A 14,592-nucleotide genomic window follows, 5' to 3' on the forward strand; every position below is an offset into this window, starting at 1 on the left:
GGTTAACACCATGCCAGCGATAGACGCAGCATTTTGCAAGCCAGAACGGGTCACCTTGGCAGGATCGATGATGCCTGCAGCGAGCATGTCTACATATTCGCCAGTAGCAGCGTTGTAACCCTCATTGAAGGGTTTGTGGCGGATGTTTTCAGCAACAACAGAACCGTTGGCACCTGCATTTTCAGCAATCCGCTTGAGCGGAGCATTAAGGGCAGAAGCAACGATGCGAGCGCCGAGCAGTTCCTCACCGCTGAGGTTCTGTTGGGCCCATTCCTCAAGCACAGGAGCTAGGTGGGCAAGAGTTGTGCCACCACCAGGAACGATGCCTTCCTCAACAGCCGCTTTAGTGGCGTTGATGGCATCTTCTAGGCGCAGCTTTTTATCCTTCATCTCGGTTTCAGTGGCAGCACCCACCTTCACCACAGCCACACCACCGGCAAGCTTGGCCAGGCGTTCTTGCAGTTTCTCCTTGTCGTAGGTGGAATCTGTTTCTTCCATCTGCTTACGGATCTGCTCACAACGAGCTTTCACAGCCACTTCATTGCCTTCAGCAACGATGGTTGTGGTGTCTTTATTAATTGTGACCCTGCGGGCGGTGCCGAGCATCTCAATTTTGGCGTTTTCAAGCTTGAGGCCTGCATCTTCAGTGATCAGCTGACCGTTAGTAAGTACAGCCATGTCTTCCAACATCGCTTTACGGCGATCACCGAAACCTGGCGCTTTAACAGCAGCCACGTTCAACACACCGCGCAAACGGTTAACAACGAGGGTGGCAAGAGCTTCCTTCTCGATGTCTTCAGCGATGATCAACAATGGCTTGCCAGTACGAGCAATTTGCTCAAGAACGGGCACCAAATCTTGCACTAAACCGATTTTCTTATCGGTAAGCAGGATGTAGGGCTCATCGAGCACAGCTTCCATGCGCTCGGTGTCGGTGGCGAAGTAAGGGGAGATGTAACCCTTATCGAAGCGCATACCTTCGGTAACCTCCAATTCGGTGGTCATCGATTTGCCTTCCTCGAGGGAAATAACGCCCTCTTTGCCAACTTTGTCCATGGCATCGGCAATCATGCGACCCACTTCTTCGTCGTTACCGGCGGAGATAGAGCCCACTTGAGCGATTGCTTTGCTGTCGGTGATGGGCTTGGCTAGCTCTTCGATTTTCTTAACAAGAAACTCAGAAGCTTTGTCAATGCCACGCTTAAGGGTGATGGCGTTTGAACCAGCGGCCACGTTACGCAAACCGGCTTTCACCATGGCGTGAGCCAACACCGTTGCGGTGGTGGTGCCATCGCCTGCGGCATCATTGGTTTTGGAAGCGGCCTGACGGATCAGAGCTACGCCGGTGTTCTCGATGTGATCTTCGAGTTCGATCTCTTTGGCGATCGTTACGCCGTCATTAATGATTTGAGGGGCGCCGAATTTTTTCTCCAGCACCACGTTGCGGCCTTTAGGACCGAGGGTTACGGCAACAGCCTCAGCGAGGATGTCGATACCGCGTTCGAGAGCACGACGTGCTTGCTCGTTATAAATAATGCGTTTTGCCATGGGTTCAGTAGTTACGGGTGGGGAACAAGGGGAGGAAACTAGGTTTTGTCCTTAGGACACAACTGCAAGGATGTCCTTCTCGCTGAGCAGCACAAATTCGTCACCGCCGAGCTTGATGTCGGTACCGGCGTACTTCGAATAGAGCACCTTGTCGCCAATGCTCACTTCGGGGGTTTGGCGGGTGCCGTCGTCGTTGTGCTTACCAGGACCCACCTGCACCACTTCGCCAACTTGAGGCTTCTCTTGAGCGGTGTCTGGTAACAGGATTCCACCTGCTGTTTTCTCATCTGAAGCGGAAACTTTGATAAAAATGCGGTCACCGAGGGGTTTAACGGTGGAAACGCTGAGGGATACGGCAGCCATGACGTCTGGTTTTTGCTCTCAGGGCGTGGGGTTTGGGCGATGTGCAGCGCAGTTAGCACTCTCACCGCTTGACTGCCAACTTAGCTGTGAAACCGCGCGAGTCGCAATTGCGATCATGGGACGGATCTCCGAACCACTTCATTAGTTAGCCGCTGCGGTGGTAATGTTTGCCAGCCTGAGAGGCTTAGCCTTTCCGCCCTAACGCTTCTAAACATGGCAGCTGCAGCAACCGCCACAACCGGCGCAAAAGGAATTGTTCGCCAGGTAATTGGACCTGTACTAGACGTTGAATTCCCAGCCGGTAAGTTGCCGCGCATTTTTAATGCCTTAAAAATTTCCGGTACCAACAGTGCGGGGCAATCGATTGCTCTCACTGCTGAAGTTCAGCAATTGCTCGGCGATCACAGGGTTCGCGCCGTTGCGATGAGCACCACCGATGGGCTTGTGAGGGGTATGGAAGCTATCGATACCGGCGCTTCAATCTCTGTACCCGTTGGCGAAGCAACCCTCGGTCGTATTTTCAATGTTCTCGGTGAACCTGTTGATGAGCAGGGTCCAGTTGCCACTGATCTGAGATCACCTATCCATAGGCAAGCTCCAAAACTCACAGACCTTGAGACAAAGCCAAAAGTTTTTGAAACTGGCATCAAGGTTATCGATCTACTTGCTCCATATCGCCAAGGTGGCAAGGTTGGTTTGTTTGGTGGTGCTGGCGTTGGTAAAACCGTTCTCATTCAAGAATTAATCAACAACATTGCCAAGGAACATGGCGGTGTATCCGTATTTGGTGGTGTAGGCGAGCGCACCCGCGAAGGCAACGACCTCTATCAAGAATTCAAAGATTCAGGCGTTATCAACGAAGAAGATCTAAGTAAGTCAAAAGTGGCTCTCTGCTACGGCCAAATGAATGAGCCTCCTGGTGCTCGCATGCGGGTAGGGCTTTCTGCTCTCACCATGGCTGAGCATTTCCGTGATGTAAATAAGCAAGATGTTTTGCTTTTTATTGATAACATTTTCCGCTTTGTACAAGCCGGCTCCGAAGTGAGCGCGCTCCTGGGGAGGATGCCTTCCGCTGTGGGCTATCAACCCACCTTGGGTACAGATGTTGGTGAATTGCAAGAACGCATCACCTCCACCCTCGAAGGTTCAATCACTTCAATCCAAGCTGTTTATGTACCGGCAGACGACCTCACAGACCCAGCCCCTGCTACAACTTTTGCTCACCTAGACGCCACCACGGTGTTGAGCCGCGGCCTTGCTTCTAAAGGTATTTATCCAGCCGTAGACCCTCTCGATTCCACCAGCACCATGCTCCAGCCCGCTGTAGTGGGAGACGAGCACTACCGCACAGCAAGGGCAGTGCAATCCACTCTGCAGCGCTATAAGGAATTACAAGACATCATCGCTATTCTTGGCCTTGATGAGTTGTCTGAAGAAGATCGCCGCACGGTGGATCGGGCCCGCAAGATTGAGAAATTCCTATCCCAACCCTTCTTTGTTGCGGAAGTGTTCACTGGCCAATCCGGAGAGTACGTAAAACTTGCAGACACCATCAAAGGATTCCAGATGATCCTTGCTGGTGAATTAGACGATCTCCCCGAGCAGGCTTTCTATCTGGTTGGAAATATCGATCAGGTGCGGGCTAAAGCAGAAAAGCTGCGCGCCCAAGCAAAAGCTTGATTACCGCTTTCACCCCCTGAGGCCTAATTTCAATGCCCCTAACTTTGCGTGTGCTTTGCCCCGATCAAAGCGTATTTGACGGCTCCGCTGATGAAGTAATACTCCCTAGTACCTCTGGTCAAATGGGGGTTTTGCCTGGCCATATTTCCTTGTTAACAGCCCTTGATGTTGGTGTTTTACGCCTAAGAGAGGGCAGCAAATGGACGTCCATCGCCCTAATGGGGGGCTTTGCTGAGGTGGAAGCAAATGAAGTGAATGTGCTTGTTAATGGTGCAGAACCCGCCAGCTCAATCGATGCAAGCACTGTTCAAGCGGAGCTAGATGCGGCTCAGCAGGTTGCTAGTGGTTTCGAAAGTAAGCCAAATAGCCCTGAAAAGTTCAAAGCTCAACAGGCACTACTCAGAGCTAAAGCGAGAGTTCAAGCAGTTAAATAGTAATTTGCTGTTTCAATCACAAAAAAAAGCACCTAAAGTTTAAAAACTTTAGGTGCTTTTTAAATAGATCCTTGAAATATCAGGCGGTACCGCAGAAGGTAACTTCAGGGAATTTCAATTTCGCTTCATCGAGACCCTTACCTTTTCCTTCCTCTTGCCAATAGTTAATAACTTCAGTGGCTTTATTGAGAATTTCAACTCGCTCATTTTCAGTGATCCAACTTTTTGCTTCCACCACACCTTTTAATGTTTCCCAAGCATCTTCTCGAGGCCAAAAGAAATAAGCCGTAAGCGGGCTTGGGCCGCCGCCAACGATTTGATCAACCGCCAACGCAACGTTATCTGGCAACCAAAGAATCTTTAGTAGAAAGCGACCTTCATCAGCCTTAGGGGTGTATCCGGAAGGAACCCCATCTGCATCAATGGTGGACTTAGCCAAAATAGCGTTGGCACTTTTCATGCCACTGGGCTTTTCAATAACCTCTTCTGGGGTTACTTCTGCCGTTACTTCAGCTATTTCAGGGGTGGCCTCCAAGCTGGCTTTTGTGGTGTCGGGTTCTGTCACGGTGGTGGTTTCTAGGCTCAAAAGTTGAGAGGCAACAAACCTGGCACTGCAGGTAATCAACTATTTTACCAGCCACTCTCCAAGCTCCCATCGCCACCACAGCCTTACTGCTATTCGACATCGATGGAGTGATCCGCGATGTGGGCGGTAGCTACCGCAAGGCTCTTGCTGAAACTGTGTACCACTACAGCGGATGGCGGCCAGACCCCCACTGCATCGATGCCCTTAAAAACGAAGGAATTTGGAATAATGATTGGGATGCCAGCTTGGAGTTAATACGCCGCCAGGGGGGTGCTCTACCAACACGTCAAGATTTAGTAACTGTTTTCAGTGATTTTTATTTCGGTGCCAGCCCAGATGCTGCCTCAACTCAATGGCAAGGCTTCATCTGCGGCGAAACTTTGCTGCTGGATGCTGCTTTTTTTAAAGAATTAACTGCCGCTGGGCTGGTGTGGGGGTTTGTTAGCGGAGCTGAACCACAATCCGCCCGTTATGTGCTCGAGCATCGCCTTGGCTTGCAAAATCCACCCTTAGTGGCGATGGGGGATGCCCCCGACAAACCAAACCCCGAGGGTTTAATCAAGTTGGCGAGCACCCTGATGGCACTGCACGGCCCCTGCCCCCTTGGCCCTGGAGCCCCACCTGTGGCCTACCTAGGCGACACCATTGCTGATGTGCGCACCGTGGTGAATGCAAGGGTTGCAATTCCAAAACAACGCTGGATCAGCTTGGCCGTAGCTCCACCACACCTGCATTCAGATGCAAATCAACAAGCTCGCAACAACTACGAAAACCTATTAATAAAAGCTGGAGCAGATCAAGTGCTCACTAAATCCAGTAGTTGCCTTGAGGTGATGCTTGAGCTCAGCCAGTCGTTTCCATATCAGCAGTTGCCTTGAGAGCAGCAGCGGAGAGCACTTCGCCGCCGCTTGCACTTACCGCCACGTCATCTTCGATGCGAATCCCAATACCTTTCCATCTCGCTTCGATTTGAGGTTGGCCATCGGGCACTGGTAAGCGGTCGCTCACATAAAGACCTGGCTCCACCGTGAGCACCATGCCCTCCTCAAGCGTTACGGGATGTTCCCCTGACCGGTAAGCCCCTACGTCGTGCACATCAAGGCCAAGCCAGTGGCCCGTGCGATGCATGTAAAGGTGCCGGTAGGCCCCTTGCTCAATCAAGCCATCCAGATCTCCCCGTAGCAAACCAAGGCTGCGCAGCCCTTCCACCAAAACCCGCACAGCGGTTTGATGAATATGTTCAGCGCTATTACCAGGCTTCACCTGCTGCAATGCCGCTAGCTGAGCCGCTAGAACCAAGTTGTAGAGCTCTCGCTGCTCTGGGCTGAAGCAGCCATTTATCGGAAAAGTACGGGTGATATCACCGTTGTAGTGATCCTGCAGGCTGCATCCAGCATCAATCAATAACAAATCTCCATCACGCAAGACCCCGTTATTGGCGGTGTAGTGAAGGATGCACGCGTTATCCCCCCCAGCCACAATCGACGGATAAGCGCAGCCGCGGCCACCACTGGCCACAAAATGTTGTTCCAAAAGGGCCCGCACCTGCATTTCATTCATGCCTGGTTGCACTGCTGCCCGCGCCAACTCATGGGCTTCAGCGCTGATTCGAGCCGCTTCCCGCAGCCTTATTAATTCCTCTGGTTCCTTGCGAAGGCGCATTTTGTGCAGGATTGAACATGGGGCCTCCAGCCGATTTGCCCCCTGTCCGCGCCTTGGGGCGCGATCTAATTGCTGGGCCCAACACTGCAACAGCAAAGTTTCAAGGGGGCCATGGCGACCAACCCGAAAACTCAAGCCTTCAGCCCCTTCCAGATAGCCAGGTAGCAACTCATCTAACTGCTCTAAAGGGTGGGCGAGATCGGCACCAAAATGAGTTACGGCCCCCTCCACCCCCCAGCGGAAACCGTCCCACACCTCTGCCAAGGGATCCTTGGCTGGCACAAACAAAACAAAGCGGTTTTCAGCCCTATGGGGCAAGAACAAAGCAACGGCACCCGGCTCATCAAATCCAGTGAGATACCAGAAATCACTGTCTTGCCGAAAGGGGAACTCCACATCGGCGTGGTGGCGTTGAGCTTGAGCAGCAGGTATTACAGCGGCGAGGCCCCCAAGGGCTGAAAGGAACTGCTCACGCCGCTTGGCGTATTTAATCGGCACAGTGAATCTCTCAGCCCTTGGGGCAGGCGGTTAAATGAGTGTGTCAGCTTGGCCTGCCCTCTGGGTTTCTGTGAGCGATTTTCTCGTTCTTGCTGGATTGGTAGTGGTAGTGGTGGGAGGTTCCGCCCTTTCTTCTGGCGTGGAAGCAGCGCTTTTAACGGTAAATCCCCTCAAGGTGCACGACATGGTGTCCAAGGGGATTCCTGGTGCCTTGCTGCTACAGAGGCTCAAAGGGCGCTTACCAAGGGTTTTAGCCGTATTGGTAATAGCCAATAATCTTTTTAATATCTTTGGCAGCCTCATGCTCGGCGGCTACGCCGCAGTGGTTTTCAAAAACAACAAATTAGGCGGTGAAGCCCTAACGATCTTTTCTTTTGCACTCACCTTTGTGGTGATCATGTTGGGAGAGATCCTGCCTAAGGCTTTAGGCACCCGCATGGCAGTGGGTATTTCGCTGTTAACAGCACCTGCCGTTGCGCTGATGGTGCGCCTTGGCACCCCATTAATCCTGTTGCTGGAAACTGTGATGCCAGCCCTCACAGCTGAAAGTGAACTAACAACCGATGAAGAAGAGATTCGTTTACTAGCAAGGCTTGGCTCTCAAAAAGGTTTGATCGAAGCCGATGAAGCCGCAATGATTGCCAAGGTATTTCAACTAAACGATCTAACAGCTAGAGATCTAATGCTGCCTCGGGTGTCTGCCCCAAGCCTCAACGGCCATTGCCGCATCGAAGAACTACGCGACATCCTGCTCAGCCAAGAATCACCTTGGTGGGTGATTTTAGGGGAAGAGGTAGATGAAGTACTCGGTGTTGCAAGCCGCAATGATTTGCTTACCGCCCTATTACAAGGCCGAGGCAATGCCACCGCCGCAAGCCTTTCAAAACCTGTGGAATTCGTGCCGGAGATGATCAGAGCAGACCGCCTTCTCACCAGCTTTCGCCGCCGCTCCGCCTTGATGTGGTCTAGCGATTCAGTGCGGGTGGTAGTGGATGAATTCGGTGCATTTGTAGGTTTAATTGGTGCTGATGCCGTTTTAGCTGTGCTGGCTGGCTGGTGGCGACCACGCAGTAATGAGGCAACAGCCAAGTGAGTGGCGATAGCCTTTCCGGTATTGCTGCCCCGTTGAACCGCTGGCGCGGCCAACTGCAGCTAAGTGGCCGCGAACAGGCATTGTTGGGGCCTGAATTACGCGGATTAGATAAACAACTGGAGCGCTTTAAAACTGGCACCCTGCGCCTAGCTGTTTTTGGCCGTGTAGGCGTAGGCAAAAGCAGCTTGCTAAATGCTCTTTTAGGTGAAGAGAAATTCCGCACTGATGTAGCCCACGGCTGCACAAGAAAACAAGCAACAGCCCCCTGGCCCCATCAAATTTCTGGTTTAGGGCCACTGCTGCTTGTGGATACCCCGGGCATTGATGAAATTGCAGCCCCCGCGCGCCAACGGCTAGCAACCAAGTTGGCAAGTGGTAGTGATTTGATCTTGCTTGTGCTCAACGCAGACCTGAGCAGCCCCGAGCTAGAGGCTTTAGAGGTATTGCGCCGCAGCGGTAAACCCTTGTTTTTGGTGGCAAATGGCGCAGACCGTTGGACCCCCCAGCAACGGGCCGAACTAGGGGATTCAATCCAACGCCGAGCGGGCAAGGAATTACAACTCATTTGGGTGGCGGCTGCCCCCCGCAGGGCGGAATTGTTAAGCGACGGCCGCGTACGCAGTAAAGCTCTGGCACCAGAAGTGGAACCGTTAAAAATTCAACTGCTGGAGTTACTACAAAGGCAAGGCCAGCTTCTATTAACGGTAAACAGCCTCCATCGCGCTGAAACTTTTAGTCGCCGTTTACTGGAACAACGGCTCCAGCAAAGACAACAAGCGGCCCAAGGGTTAATTGGTCGATTTGCCACCCTCAAAGCAGCTGGCGTAGCAATAAACCCCCTAGCAATGCTTGATCTAGCCGGTAGTGCCGCCGCTGATGGCGCCCTGGTGCTGCAGCTTTGTGAGCTTTATGGCCTGCGGCTCCACAGCCCGCAAACCAAGAAACTTTTGCAACACATCGGCCAAAACAGCGCCTTGCTGGGGGGCGTGCAATGGGGATTACAAGCTTTATTGGGGGTACTAAAACAATTTTTGCTGCTGGCTGCCCCTGCCAGCGCTGGCCTCAGCCTTGCCCCTGCAGCTCCGGTGGCCTTAGCTCAAGTGGCGCTTGCGGTGCACGGAACCCGTAGAACCGGCCGTGAAACCACCAAACAGTTGCTGTTGGCAGCTCATCGTGGCCCCAGTAGACCAGCAGCCCTATTGCGACGGCTGCGGCAACTTGAACCGAGTGCCAACAGTTGGTTAAGCCAGCAAGCTCCCTGGTCTCCCAGCCCACTTCCATGAGCGCGAATACTGCCAGCACAGCAACTGTTGCCCTTTTTGGCACAAGTGCCGATCCACCCACCGTGGGGCACCGGGCGGTTTTACAAGGGTTACTGGAGCTATATCCGCTGGTTTGCACCTGGGCCAGTGAAAATCCTTTTAAGCAACATGGAGCGCCGCTTCAAGTGCGGGCTGCTTTGCTTGGGGCTGTTGTTGATGAGCTAGCAGCTCTGCACGAGCCGGGCAGATTGCAACTGCGGCAAGATTTCAGCAGCAGTAGGGCCCTAAACAGCCTTAATGAGGTTAAAAAAGAATTTCCCCAACATCAAGCAGTGATGGTGGTAGGCAGCGACCTCCTAGCCCAAATACCCAGTTGGTATGCAGTGGAGCAGTGGTTACCCCACTGCCAACTGGCAGTGGTACCTCGTTGCGGCTGGCCAATACAAAAAAACGATTTGGAATTACTGGAAAAGCTTGGGGGCAAGCTCAGCCATTTGGCTCTCCTGATTCCAGAATCCGCCAGTTCCACTATTCGGCGCCATCCCAACCCAGAACTGGTGCCCGCCCCGCTGTTACCCCAACTGGTAGAGCAGAATCTCTATGGATTCACCGCTGCCGACCTCCCCTCTCCGTGCGGATTGCCCTGATTCAATGCAATCCCTTGATTGGGGATCTCGCCGGTAATCGCGCTGCATTGGTTGAACATTGCCTTGAGGCCATTGCTTCTGGGGCCAGCCTTGGCCTTGCCCCAGAGCTGGCGTTGTGGGGTTACCCCCCTCGAGATCTATTGCTGCAGCCTGCCCTAATGCGGCAACAGCACAAGCAACTCGATCTTTTGGCCAGCGCTTTACCGGCTGGTTTTAATTTGCTCGCTGGGGTGGTGGAACCAGCAGGCAAACATCTTTTTAATGGGATGGCCTTAATTCAGAAAAACACTTGGCAAGTGGTGGCGCGTAAACAGCTACTGCCCAGCTACGACGTTTTTGATGAGCAGCGTTACTTCTTACCTGGCGATCAACCTTGCTGGATAGATCTGGAGGAAACCCCTGGCCAGCAGCCATTGCGCCTTGGTTTAACCCTCTGCGAAGACCTTTGGGTGGGCGAACACTTAGCCAGTAACCAGCCAAATCCAATCGCTGCACTTGCCCCTTTTAAGCCCGAATTACTTATTAACCTCTCCGCTTCCCCCTATGGCCGAGGCAAGCAACAACAGCGGCAAATGCTGGCGGCAGCTGCTGCCCGTGAGTTGCAATGTGCAGTGGTTTATGTGAACCAGGTGGGGGGCAACGATGAGTTGATTTTTGATGGCAATAGTTTTGTGATGGCAGCCAACGGCAACTTATTGCTGCAACTTCCCTGCGCAAAAACCAAAGTGGAGTGCTGGGATAGCGATAGCAAAACGGCAACTTTGCAAACAAATGGTGATTATTTAGCAACAAATTTATCAACATCAGAACAAGAAGAAATTTGGCAAATATTGGTGCTTGGCCTGCACGACTACGCAAAAAAATGTGGCTTTAGCTCTGCCCTAATCGGCCTCAGTGGTGGCATTGATTCTGCATTGGTGGCCTGCCTTGCAGCGGCAGCCCTAGGGGCGGATCGGGTGCGTTGCGTTTTGATGCCCTCTCCTTACAGCTCCGCCGGTTCCCTTAGCGATGCCGAAGCCTTGGCCCAGCGGCTTTCGCTCCGGCATAGCCAAATATCAATTGCCCCCTTAATGGCTGAATTCAACCGAAGCCTTAACCCAGCTCTTGATGGCAATCCCGAGGGGATAAGCGCTGAAAATCTGCAATCGCGTATTCGTGGCACCTTGCTAATGGCTATTGCCAACCAGGAAGGCCAATTACTTTTGGCAACAGGAAATAAATCCGAACTTGCGGTGGGGTATTGCACCCTTTATGGCGATATGAATGGTGGGCTTGCGGTAATCGGGGATTTATTTAAAACCGATGTGTTTGCGTTAGCCGCCTGGCTTGATAGCCCCGCCAGCAAAAAACAACGAGAATTACATGGGCTCCCTTTAGAAGGGCCATTAATCGGAGCTGAAATTCGGGAAAAACCACCCAGCGCTGAATTGCGGCCAGATCAAAAAGATAGTGATTCACTGCCCCAATACCCTCTGCTGGATCCAATGCTGCGGGAACTATTGGAAAACAATGCCAGCACAGAAGAGTTGATTAGTGCTGGTTTTAATGAAGATCTACTCAAACGCGTGCAAAAGCTCGTGCGCCGCTCTGAATTCAAGCGCCGTCAAGCGGCACCAGTGCTGAAGGTGAGTGGTCGTTCTTTTGGTAGCGGCTGGCGAATGCCAATTGCTTCAGGGGGCTGAAATCAGCACTGGCAATTCAGGCGAAAATTAGCCAGGCTGCATAGAGAATTTATTTTCCATGATCTCAATTAGCAGCGTAGGCATCCCTCGCGAAATCAAACGCGATGAACAACGGGTGGCCCTCACCCCAGACGGGGTGAGGGAATTGGTATCAGTGGGTTTAGAAGTGCGGGTGGAGCACGGCGCCGGCGCCGGTGCCGGGATAAATGATGAAGCCTTTGCCCAAGCAGGTGCCCAACTGGTGGATTGCCAAGCGGCATGGGAAGCCCACTTAGTGGTGAAGGTGAAAGAACCTCAGGAGCTGGAATTTCAATATCTACGCCCCGATTTAGTACTTTTCACCTACTTACATCTTGCGGCGTATCCCAGTGTCGGGAAAGCACTACTGAGCAGTGGTTGCACGTCAATCGCCTACGAAACGGTGCAACTCGAAGATGGCAGCTTGCCCTTACTGGCACCAATGAGCGAAATTGCCGGGCGTTTAGCCACCCAGGCTGGGGCTTATCTGCTGGAAAGACCCCACGGCGGCAGGGGGGTGCTCCTCGGCGGCTGCACAGGGGTAAAACCTGCTCGGGTGGTGGTTTTAGGGGCCGGCACCGTGGGTTGGAATGCGGCCCGAATTGCTGCTGCTATGGACGCTGAGGTGTTGCTTTTGGATCGTTCACCCCAACGGCTGCGCAGCCTTGAAGCCGATCGCCGGGGCAGATTGGTGAGTTTGGTAAGCAGCCGCGGCCTAATCGAACGGGTGGTGCCAACTGCCGATCTTCTAATCGGTGCTGTTTTAACTCCCGGTGGTAGGGCCCCCACCCTGGTAGACGAACAATTAGTACAACAAATGAAACCGGGTTCGGTAATTGTGGATGTGGCAATCGATCAAGGTGGTTGTATTGCCACCAGCGAAGAAACAACACACACAGATCCGGTAATCGAAAAATTTGGTGTGCAGCATTACGCAGTTGGCAATATGCCAGGGGCAGTACCCTTTACATCTACTGAAGCATTAGTAAGCGTAACTTTGCCTTACATAGTTACAATCGCCGGCCGCGGCCTTACAGAAGCGGTAACAGAAAGACCGGAACTTTTATCAGGTTTAAACACAATCGAAGGTTCCGTGTGTCATCCAGGCGTTGCAAAAGCTCTCGGTCTTACACCGAGGCACCCTATGGCTTGCCTGCGATAGCAAGTGGCCTATGCAAACTTTTGGGGTTGATACCTTCCCGTAGCGCTAACACCATGCCGGCTGCTTCGCTGTAGCTACTGGCATGGAGCACGTTGTTTTTAGTTTCGTGATCAGCTTCTCCCCAACCCAGTGCCGCAGCTGATACCTGCAAAAGACTCTTATTACTTTCAACAGCAATAACAGGTATCTGCCGTTGCAAAGCTTGCAATACCGTTTCACCCCCCAGCGCCCCAGCCGGCGCAACCACTGCCCCCACCTGTTCAATCGCCAATTCATCTGGCTGCCAAGGATTAGTAGCAAGTTGAAAATTGGGGGCTTGGCTTAAACCAACCAATACACAAGGCAAAAATGTATGGCCTAATTCTTCTGCAGCAGCGCGTGGGTCTAATTCATTGATTGGAGCGAGAGGAGCTAAGGCCGGGGCATGGGCGCAAGGAATTCCAAGCTCTCGCACCAGTAGGTGGCTAATCAAAGCCTCAGCCCCCGCCAAAGCATCAACCCCAGCACCGCAGCGATAGGCCTGCAGCTGGCTGCTGTCCAATTCATCAGGGAAGCGTGCCACCACCGCAATAGCAGTGGCACCAGCAGCTTTGAGTTGCTCGCCGGCTTGAAGTAAACGGTGCGGATGTTCAAGCTCCCCCCAGCTACTACCACTAGCTCCTTGGCAAACACTTACGCCAATAGGCCCGTTGGTTACCAATACAGGGCCAATATCCAAACCAAGGGTGGCGCGAGCAGCATCAAGCACCTGTTGATGCCTTAACAAAAGAGTTGCTTCGATAGCAGCATCAAAAAGCACGCCGATTCGTTGTGCTCTACATGAACTCAAGCGCCAATAGCCTCGCGCAAATGCATCGAGGGCCCAGCCTTCTACGTAGTGAATGCGCCGATCACTCCAATAAAGGGATGCCCCATTAAGCACATTGGGGTGGCTAATTAAACAGCCGCTGGCAGCAGCAAGCAAACGGGCTACCGGCAGGGCATCGCCGGCAAATCCCCCCTGCTCACAAGCAATCCCAGTGGGGATAATTAAAATTGTTGGGAGGGGTTTGATCACACAATTAATACCGCCTCCAGCTGCAACCACTGCACTTCAGCCTGCACTTCAGCCGCGGTAATCGCCCAGCGCAAAGGTTCGCCACGGCTAAGCAACGCACGGCGACAACAATCAGCGGGATTACTACGCCATTCCGACAGGGGAACTTCCAATTCCAACTGAATAGATAACAATTTCAGCACTGTTTATTAGATAAGGGCTTCATTTTTGATACTTGCCAAATTGAGCTTCGTAGAGGGCATCCTCCTGGCCAGCTAACAATTGCAGATCACTACGCGGATAAGCAACACACATCAAGGCATATCCCTCATTTCTTAGTTCCTGCTTCACTCCCATGGCATCGGGTTGATAAACATTGCCCGATTCAATCCGAGCCGCACAGGTGGTGCACACACCGGCACAGCAGGAGCTTGGTAAAGCTATGCCGGCAGCTTCTGCTGCGCTGAGAAGAGTTTGATCAGCAGAGCAGCTAAAGGATTCAAATTGCTCCTTGATGCGAATGCGTATCGAAAAGGTAGCGGCCATAAAAAAGCTTTAAGGCATTAACAAGCCATCTTGCCGCAGTGGCACCCAAAGGCTGGGGTGTGGCGGCAGATATTCCGCTGTTGTAGGGCCCGGTGGAGCGGTAAGAACTAAATCAAAACTAATTGAAAATCTTGTGTTTTGGCTGAGATTTTCAAGCACGGCATGTTCAAGCTTGGCTGGAAACAACACCAATAAACCAGCCTGAGCTGCGATCTGATGTTGATGAACGTTTAAAACTGCGCTGGAATCAAAGGGCGCGTCAGCACCAACTGCCATTCCAGGAATTAATTCATTTAAGGGGCTGGGATTAAATAACTGCAAGGCACCGCACTTACCACTGCCATCACCATTTAAGTAATAAACGGCACTTAAATG

The 14,592-nt window shown here is 52.5% G+C and carries 16 protein-coding genes; 8 read left to right on the top strand and 8 right to left on the bottom strand.

Annotated features, from left to right (window positions below):
• Positions 1-1,548: chaperonin GroEL (gene groL, locus KB557_RS04660; protein ID WP_255131744.1), on the bottom strand; the 1,548-nt coding region annotated here is incomplete at its 3' end.
• Between the two features lie 51 nt (positions 1,549-1,599).
• On the bottom strand, positions 1,600-1,911 hold the full coding sequence (gene groES, locus KB557_RS04665) for a co-chaperone GroES (protein ID WP_106499325.1): 312 nt from the start codon (positions 1,909-1,911) through the stop codon (positions 1,600-1,602).
• Between the two features lie 213 nt (positions 1,912-2,124).
• On the opposite strand from groES, the gene atpD reads away from it, so the two are divergent.
• Together atpD and atpC are read left to right on the top strand one after the other, a co-directional pair.
• Entirely contained in the window at positions 2,125-3,591 is a 1,467-nt protein-coding gene (gene atpD / locus KB557_RS04670) for a F0F1 ATP synthase subunit beta (protein ID WP_255131746.1), read from the top strand.
• Between the two features lie 32 nt (positions 3,592-3,623).
• Positions 3,624-4,025, top strand: coding sequence for an ATP synthase F1 subunit epsilon (gene atpC / locus KB557_RS04675; protein WP_255131748.1), 402 nt, complete (start codon positions 3,624-3,626; stop codon positions 4,023-4,025).
• A 79-nt stretch (positions 4,026-4,104) separates the two neighbouring features.
• On the opposite strand, the gene KB557_RS04680 is transcribed toward atpC, so the two are convergent.
• A complete protein-coding gene (locus KB557_RS04680; RefSeq protein ID WP_255131774.1) occupies positions 4,105-4,503 on the bottom strand; it encodes a 30S ribosomal protein PSRP-3 in 399 nt (132 codons plus the stop codon).
• A gap of 194 nt (positions 4,504-4,697) precedes the next feature.
• On the opposite strand from KB557_RS04680, the gene KB557_RS04685 reads away from it, so the two are divergent.
• Positions 4,698-5,489, top strand: a complete 792-nt coding sequence (locus KB557_RS04685) for a TIGR01548 family HAD-type hydrolase (RefSeq protein WP_261354968.1) — start codon at positions 4,698-4,700, stop codon at positions 5,487-5,489.
• On the opposite strand, the gene KB557_RS04690 is transcribed toward KB557_RS04685, so the two are convergent.
• Positions 5,455-6,771: an aminopeptidase P N-terminal domain-containing protein gene (locus tag KB557_RS04690; RefSeq protein ID WP_255131750.1), complete on the bottom strand. Its 1,317-nt coding sequence runs from the start codon at positions 6,769-6,771 to the stop codon at positions 5,455-5,457. The two genes, KB557_RS04685 and KB557_RS04690, sit on opposite strands and share 35 nt — an antisense overlap.
• Before the next feature lie 70 nt (positions 6,772-6,841).
• Between KB557_RS04690 and KB557_RS04695 the strand changes: the two genes are divergently transcribed.
• The 5 genes from KB557_RS04695 to ald are packed head-to-tail and all read left to right on the top strand — an operon-like array spanning position 6,842 to position 12,635.
• A complete protein-coding gene (locus KB557_RS04695) occupies positions 6,842-7,864 on the top strand; it encodes a CNNM domain-containing protein (protein ID WP_255131752.1) in 1,023 nt (340 codons plus the stop codon).
• Positions 7,861-9,147, top strand: coding sequence for a GTP-binding protein (locus KB557_RS04700; RefSeq protein ID WP_255131755.1), 1,287 nt, complete (start codon positions 7,861-7,863; stop codon positions 9,145-9,147). The genes KB557_RS04695 and KB557_RS04700 overlap by 4 nt, the downstream gene beginning before the upstream one ends.
• Positions 9,144-9,773 (top strand): nicotinate-nucleotide adenylyltransferase, encoded by a 630-nt coding sequence (locus tag KB557_RS04705; protein WP_255131757.1) that lies wholly within the window; start codon positions 9,144-9,146, stop codon positions 9,771-9,773. Before KB557_RS04700 ends, KB557_RS04705 begins: the two co-directional genes overlap by 4 nt.
• Positions 9,758-11,455 (top strand): NAD+ synthase, encoded by a 1,698-nt coding sequence (locus KB557_RS04710; RefSeq protein ID WP_255131760.1) that lies wholly within the window; start codon positions 9,758-9,760, stop codon positions 11,453-11,455. The genes KB557_RS04705 and KB557_RS04710 overlap by 16 nt, the downstream gene beginning before the upstream one ends.
• Before the next feature lie 58 nt (positions 11,456-11,513).
• On the top strand, positions 11,514-12,635 hold the full coding sequence (gene ald, locus KB557_RS04715; protein WP_255131763.1) for an alanine dehydrogenase: 1,122 nt from the start codon (positions 11,514-11,516) through the stop codon (positions 12,633-12,635).
• Here ald and KB557_RS04720 read toward each other — a convergent pair.
• The 4 genes from KB557_RS04720 to KB557_RS04735 form a co-directional block, all read right to left on the bottom strand.
• Complete coding sequence (locus tag KB557_RS04720; protein WP_255131766.1) at positions 12,616-13,692, bottom strand: DUF3326 domain-containing protein; 1,077 nt, start codon at positions 13,690-13,692, stop codon at positions 12,616-12,618. The genes ald and KB557_RS04720 overlap by 20 nt on opposite strands.
• The gene (locus KB557_RS04725; protein WP_255131768.1) at positions 13,689-13,844 is read right to left on the bottom strand and encodes a hypothetical protein; all 156 of its coding nucleotides are present in this window, start codon (positions 13,842-13,844) and stop codon (positions 13,689-13,691) included. The genes KB557_RS04720 and KB557_RS04725 overlap by 4 nt, the downstream gene beginning before the upstream one ends.
• 49 nt (positions 13,845-13,893) lie before the next feature.
• Complete coding sequence (locus KB557_RS04730; protein WP_255131770.1) at positions 13,894-14,217, bottom strand: 2Fe-2S iron-sulfur cluster-binding protein; 324 nt, start codon at positions 14,215-14,217, stop codon at positions 13,894-13,896.
• Positions 14,218-14,226: 9 nt separating this feature from the next.
• A partial coding sequence (locus tag KB557_RS04735; RefSeq protein ID WP_255131772.1) for a putative 2OG-Fe(II) oxygenase occupies positions 14,227-14,592 on the bottom strand: 366 nt, incomplete at its 5' end.

The organism is Synechococcus sp. Cruz CV12-2-Slac-r, from assembly GCF_024346075.1.
Lineage (GTDB): Bacteria > Cyanobacteriota > Cyanobacteriia > PCC-6307 > Cyanobiaceae > Synechococcus_D.

Coding starts and splice junctions, on each gene's coding strand:
- atpD (WP_255131746.1), top strand. CDS start 2,125: ATGGCAGCTGCAGCAACCGCCACAACCGGCGCAAAAGGAATTGTTCGC.
- KB557_RS04730 (WP_255131770.1), bottom strand. CDS start 14,217: ATGGCCGCTACCTTTTCGATACGCATTCGCATCAAGGAGCAATTTGAA.
- ald (WP_255131763.1), top strand. CDS start 11,514: ATGATCTCAATTAGCAGCGTAGGCATCCCTCGCGAAATCAAACGCGAT.
- atpC (WP_255131748.1), top strand. CDS start 3,624: ATGCCCCTAACTTTGCGTGTGCTTTGCCCCGATCAAAGCGTATTTGAC.
- KB557_RS04705 (WP_255131757.1), top strand. CDS start 9,144: ATGAGCGCGAATACTGCCAGCACAGCAACTGTTGCCCTTTTTGGCACA.
- groES (WP_106499325.1), bottom strand. CDS start 1,911: ATGGCTGCCGTATCCCTCAGCGTTTCCACCGTTAAACCCCTCGGTGAC.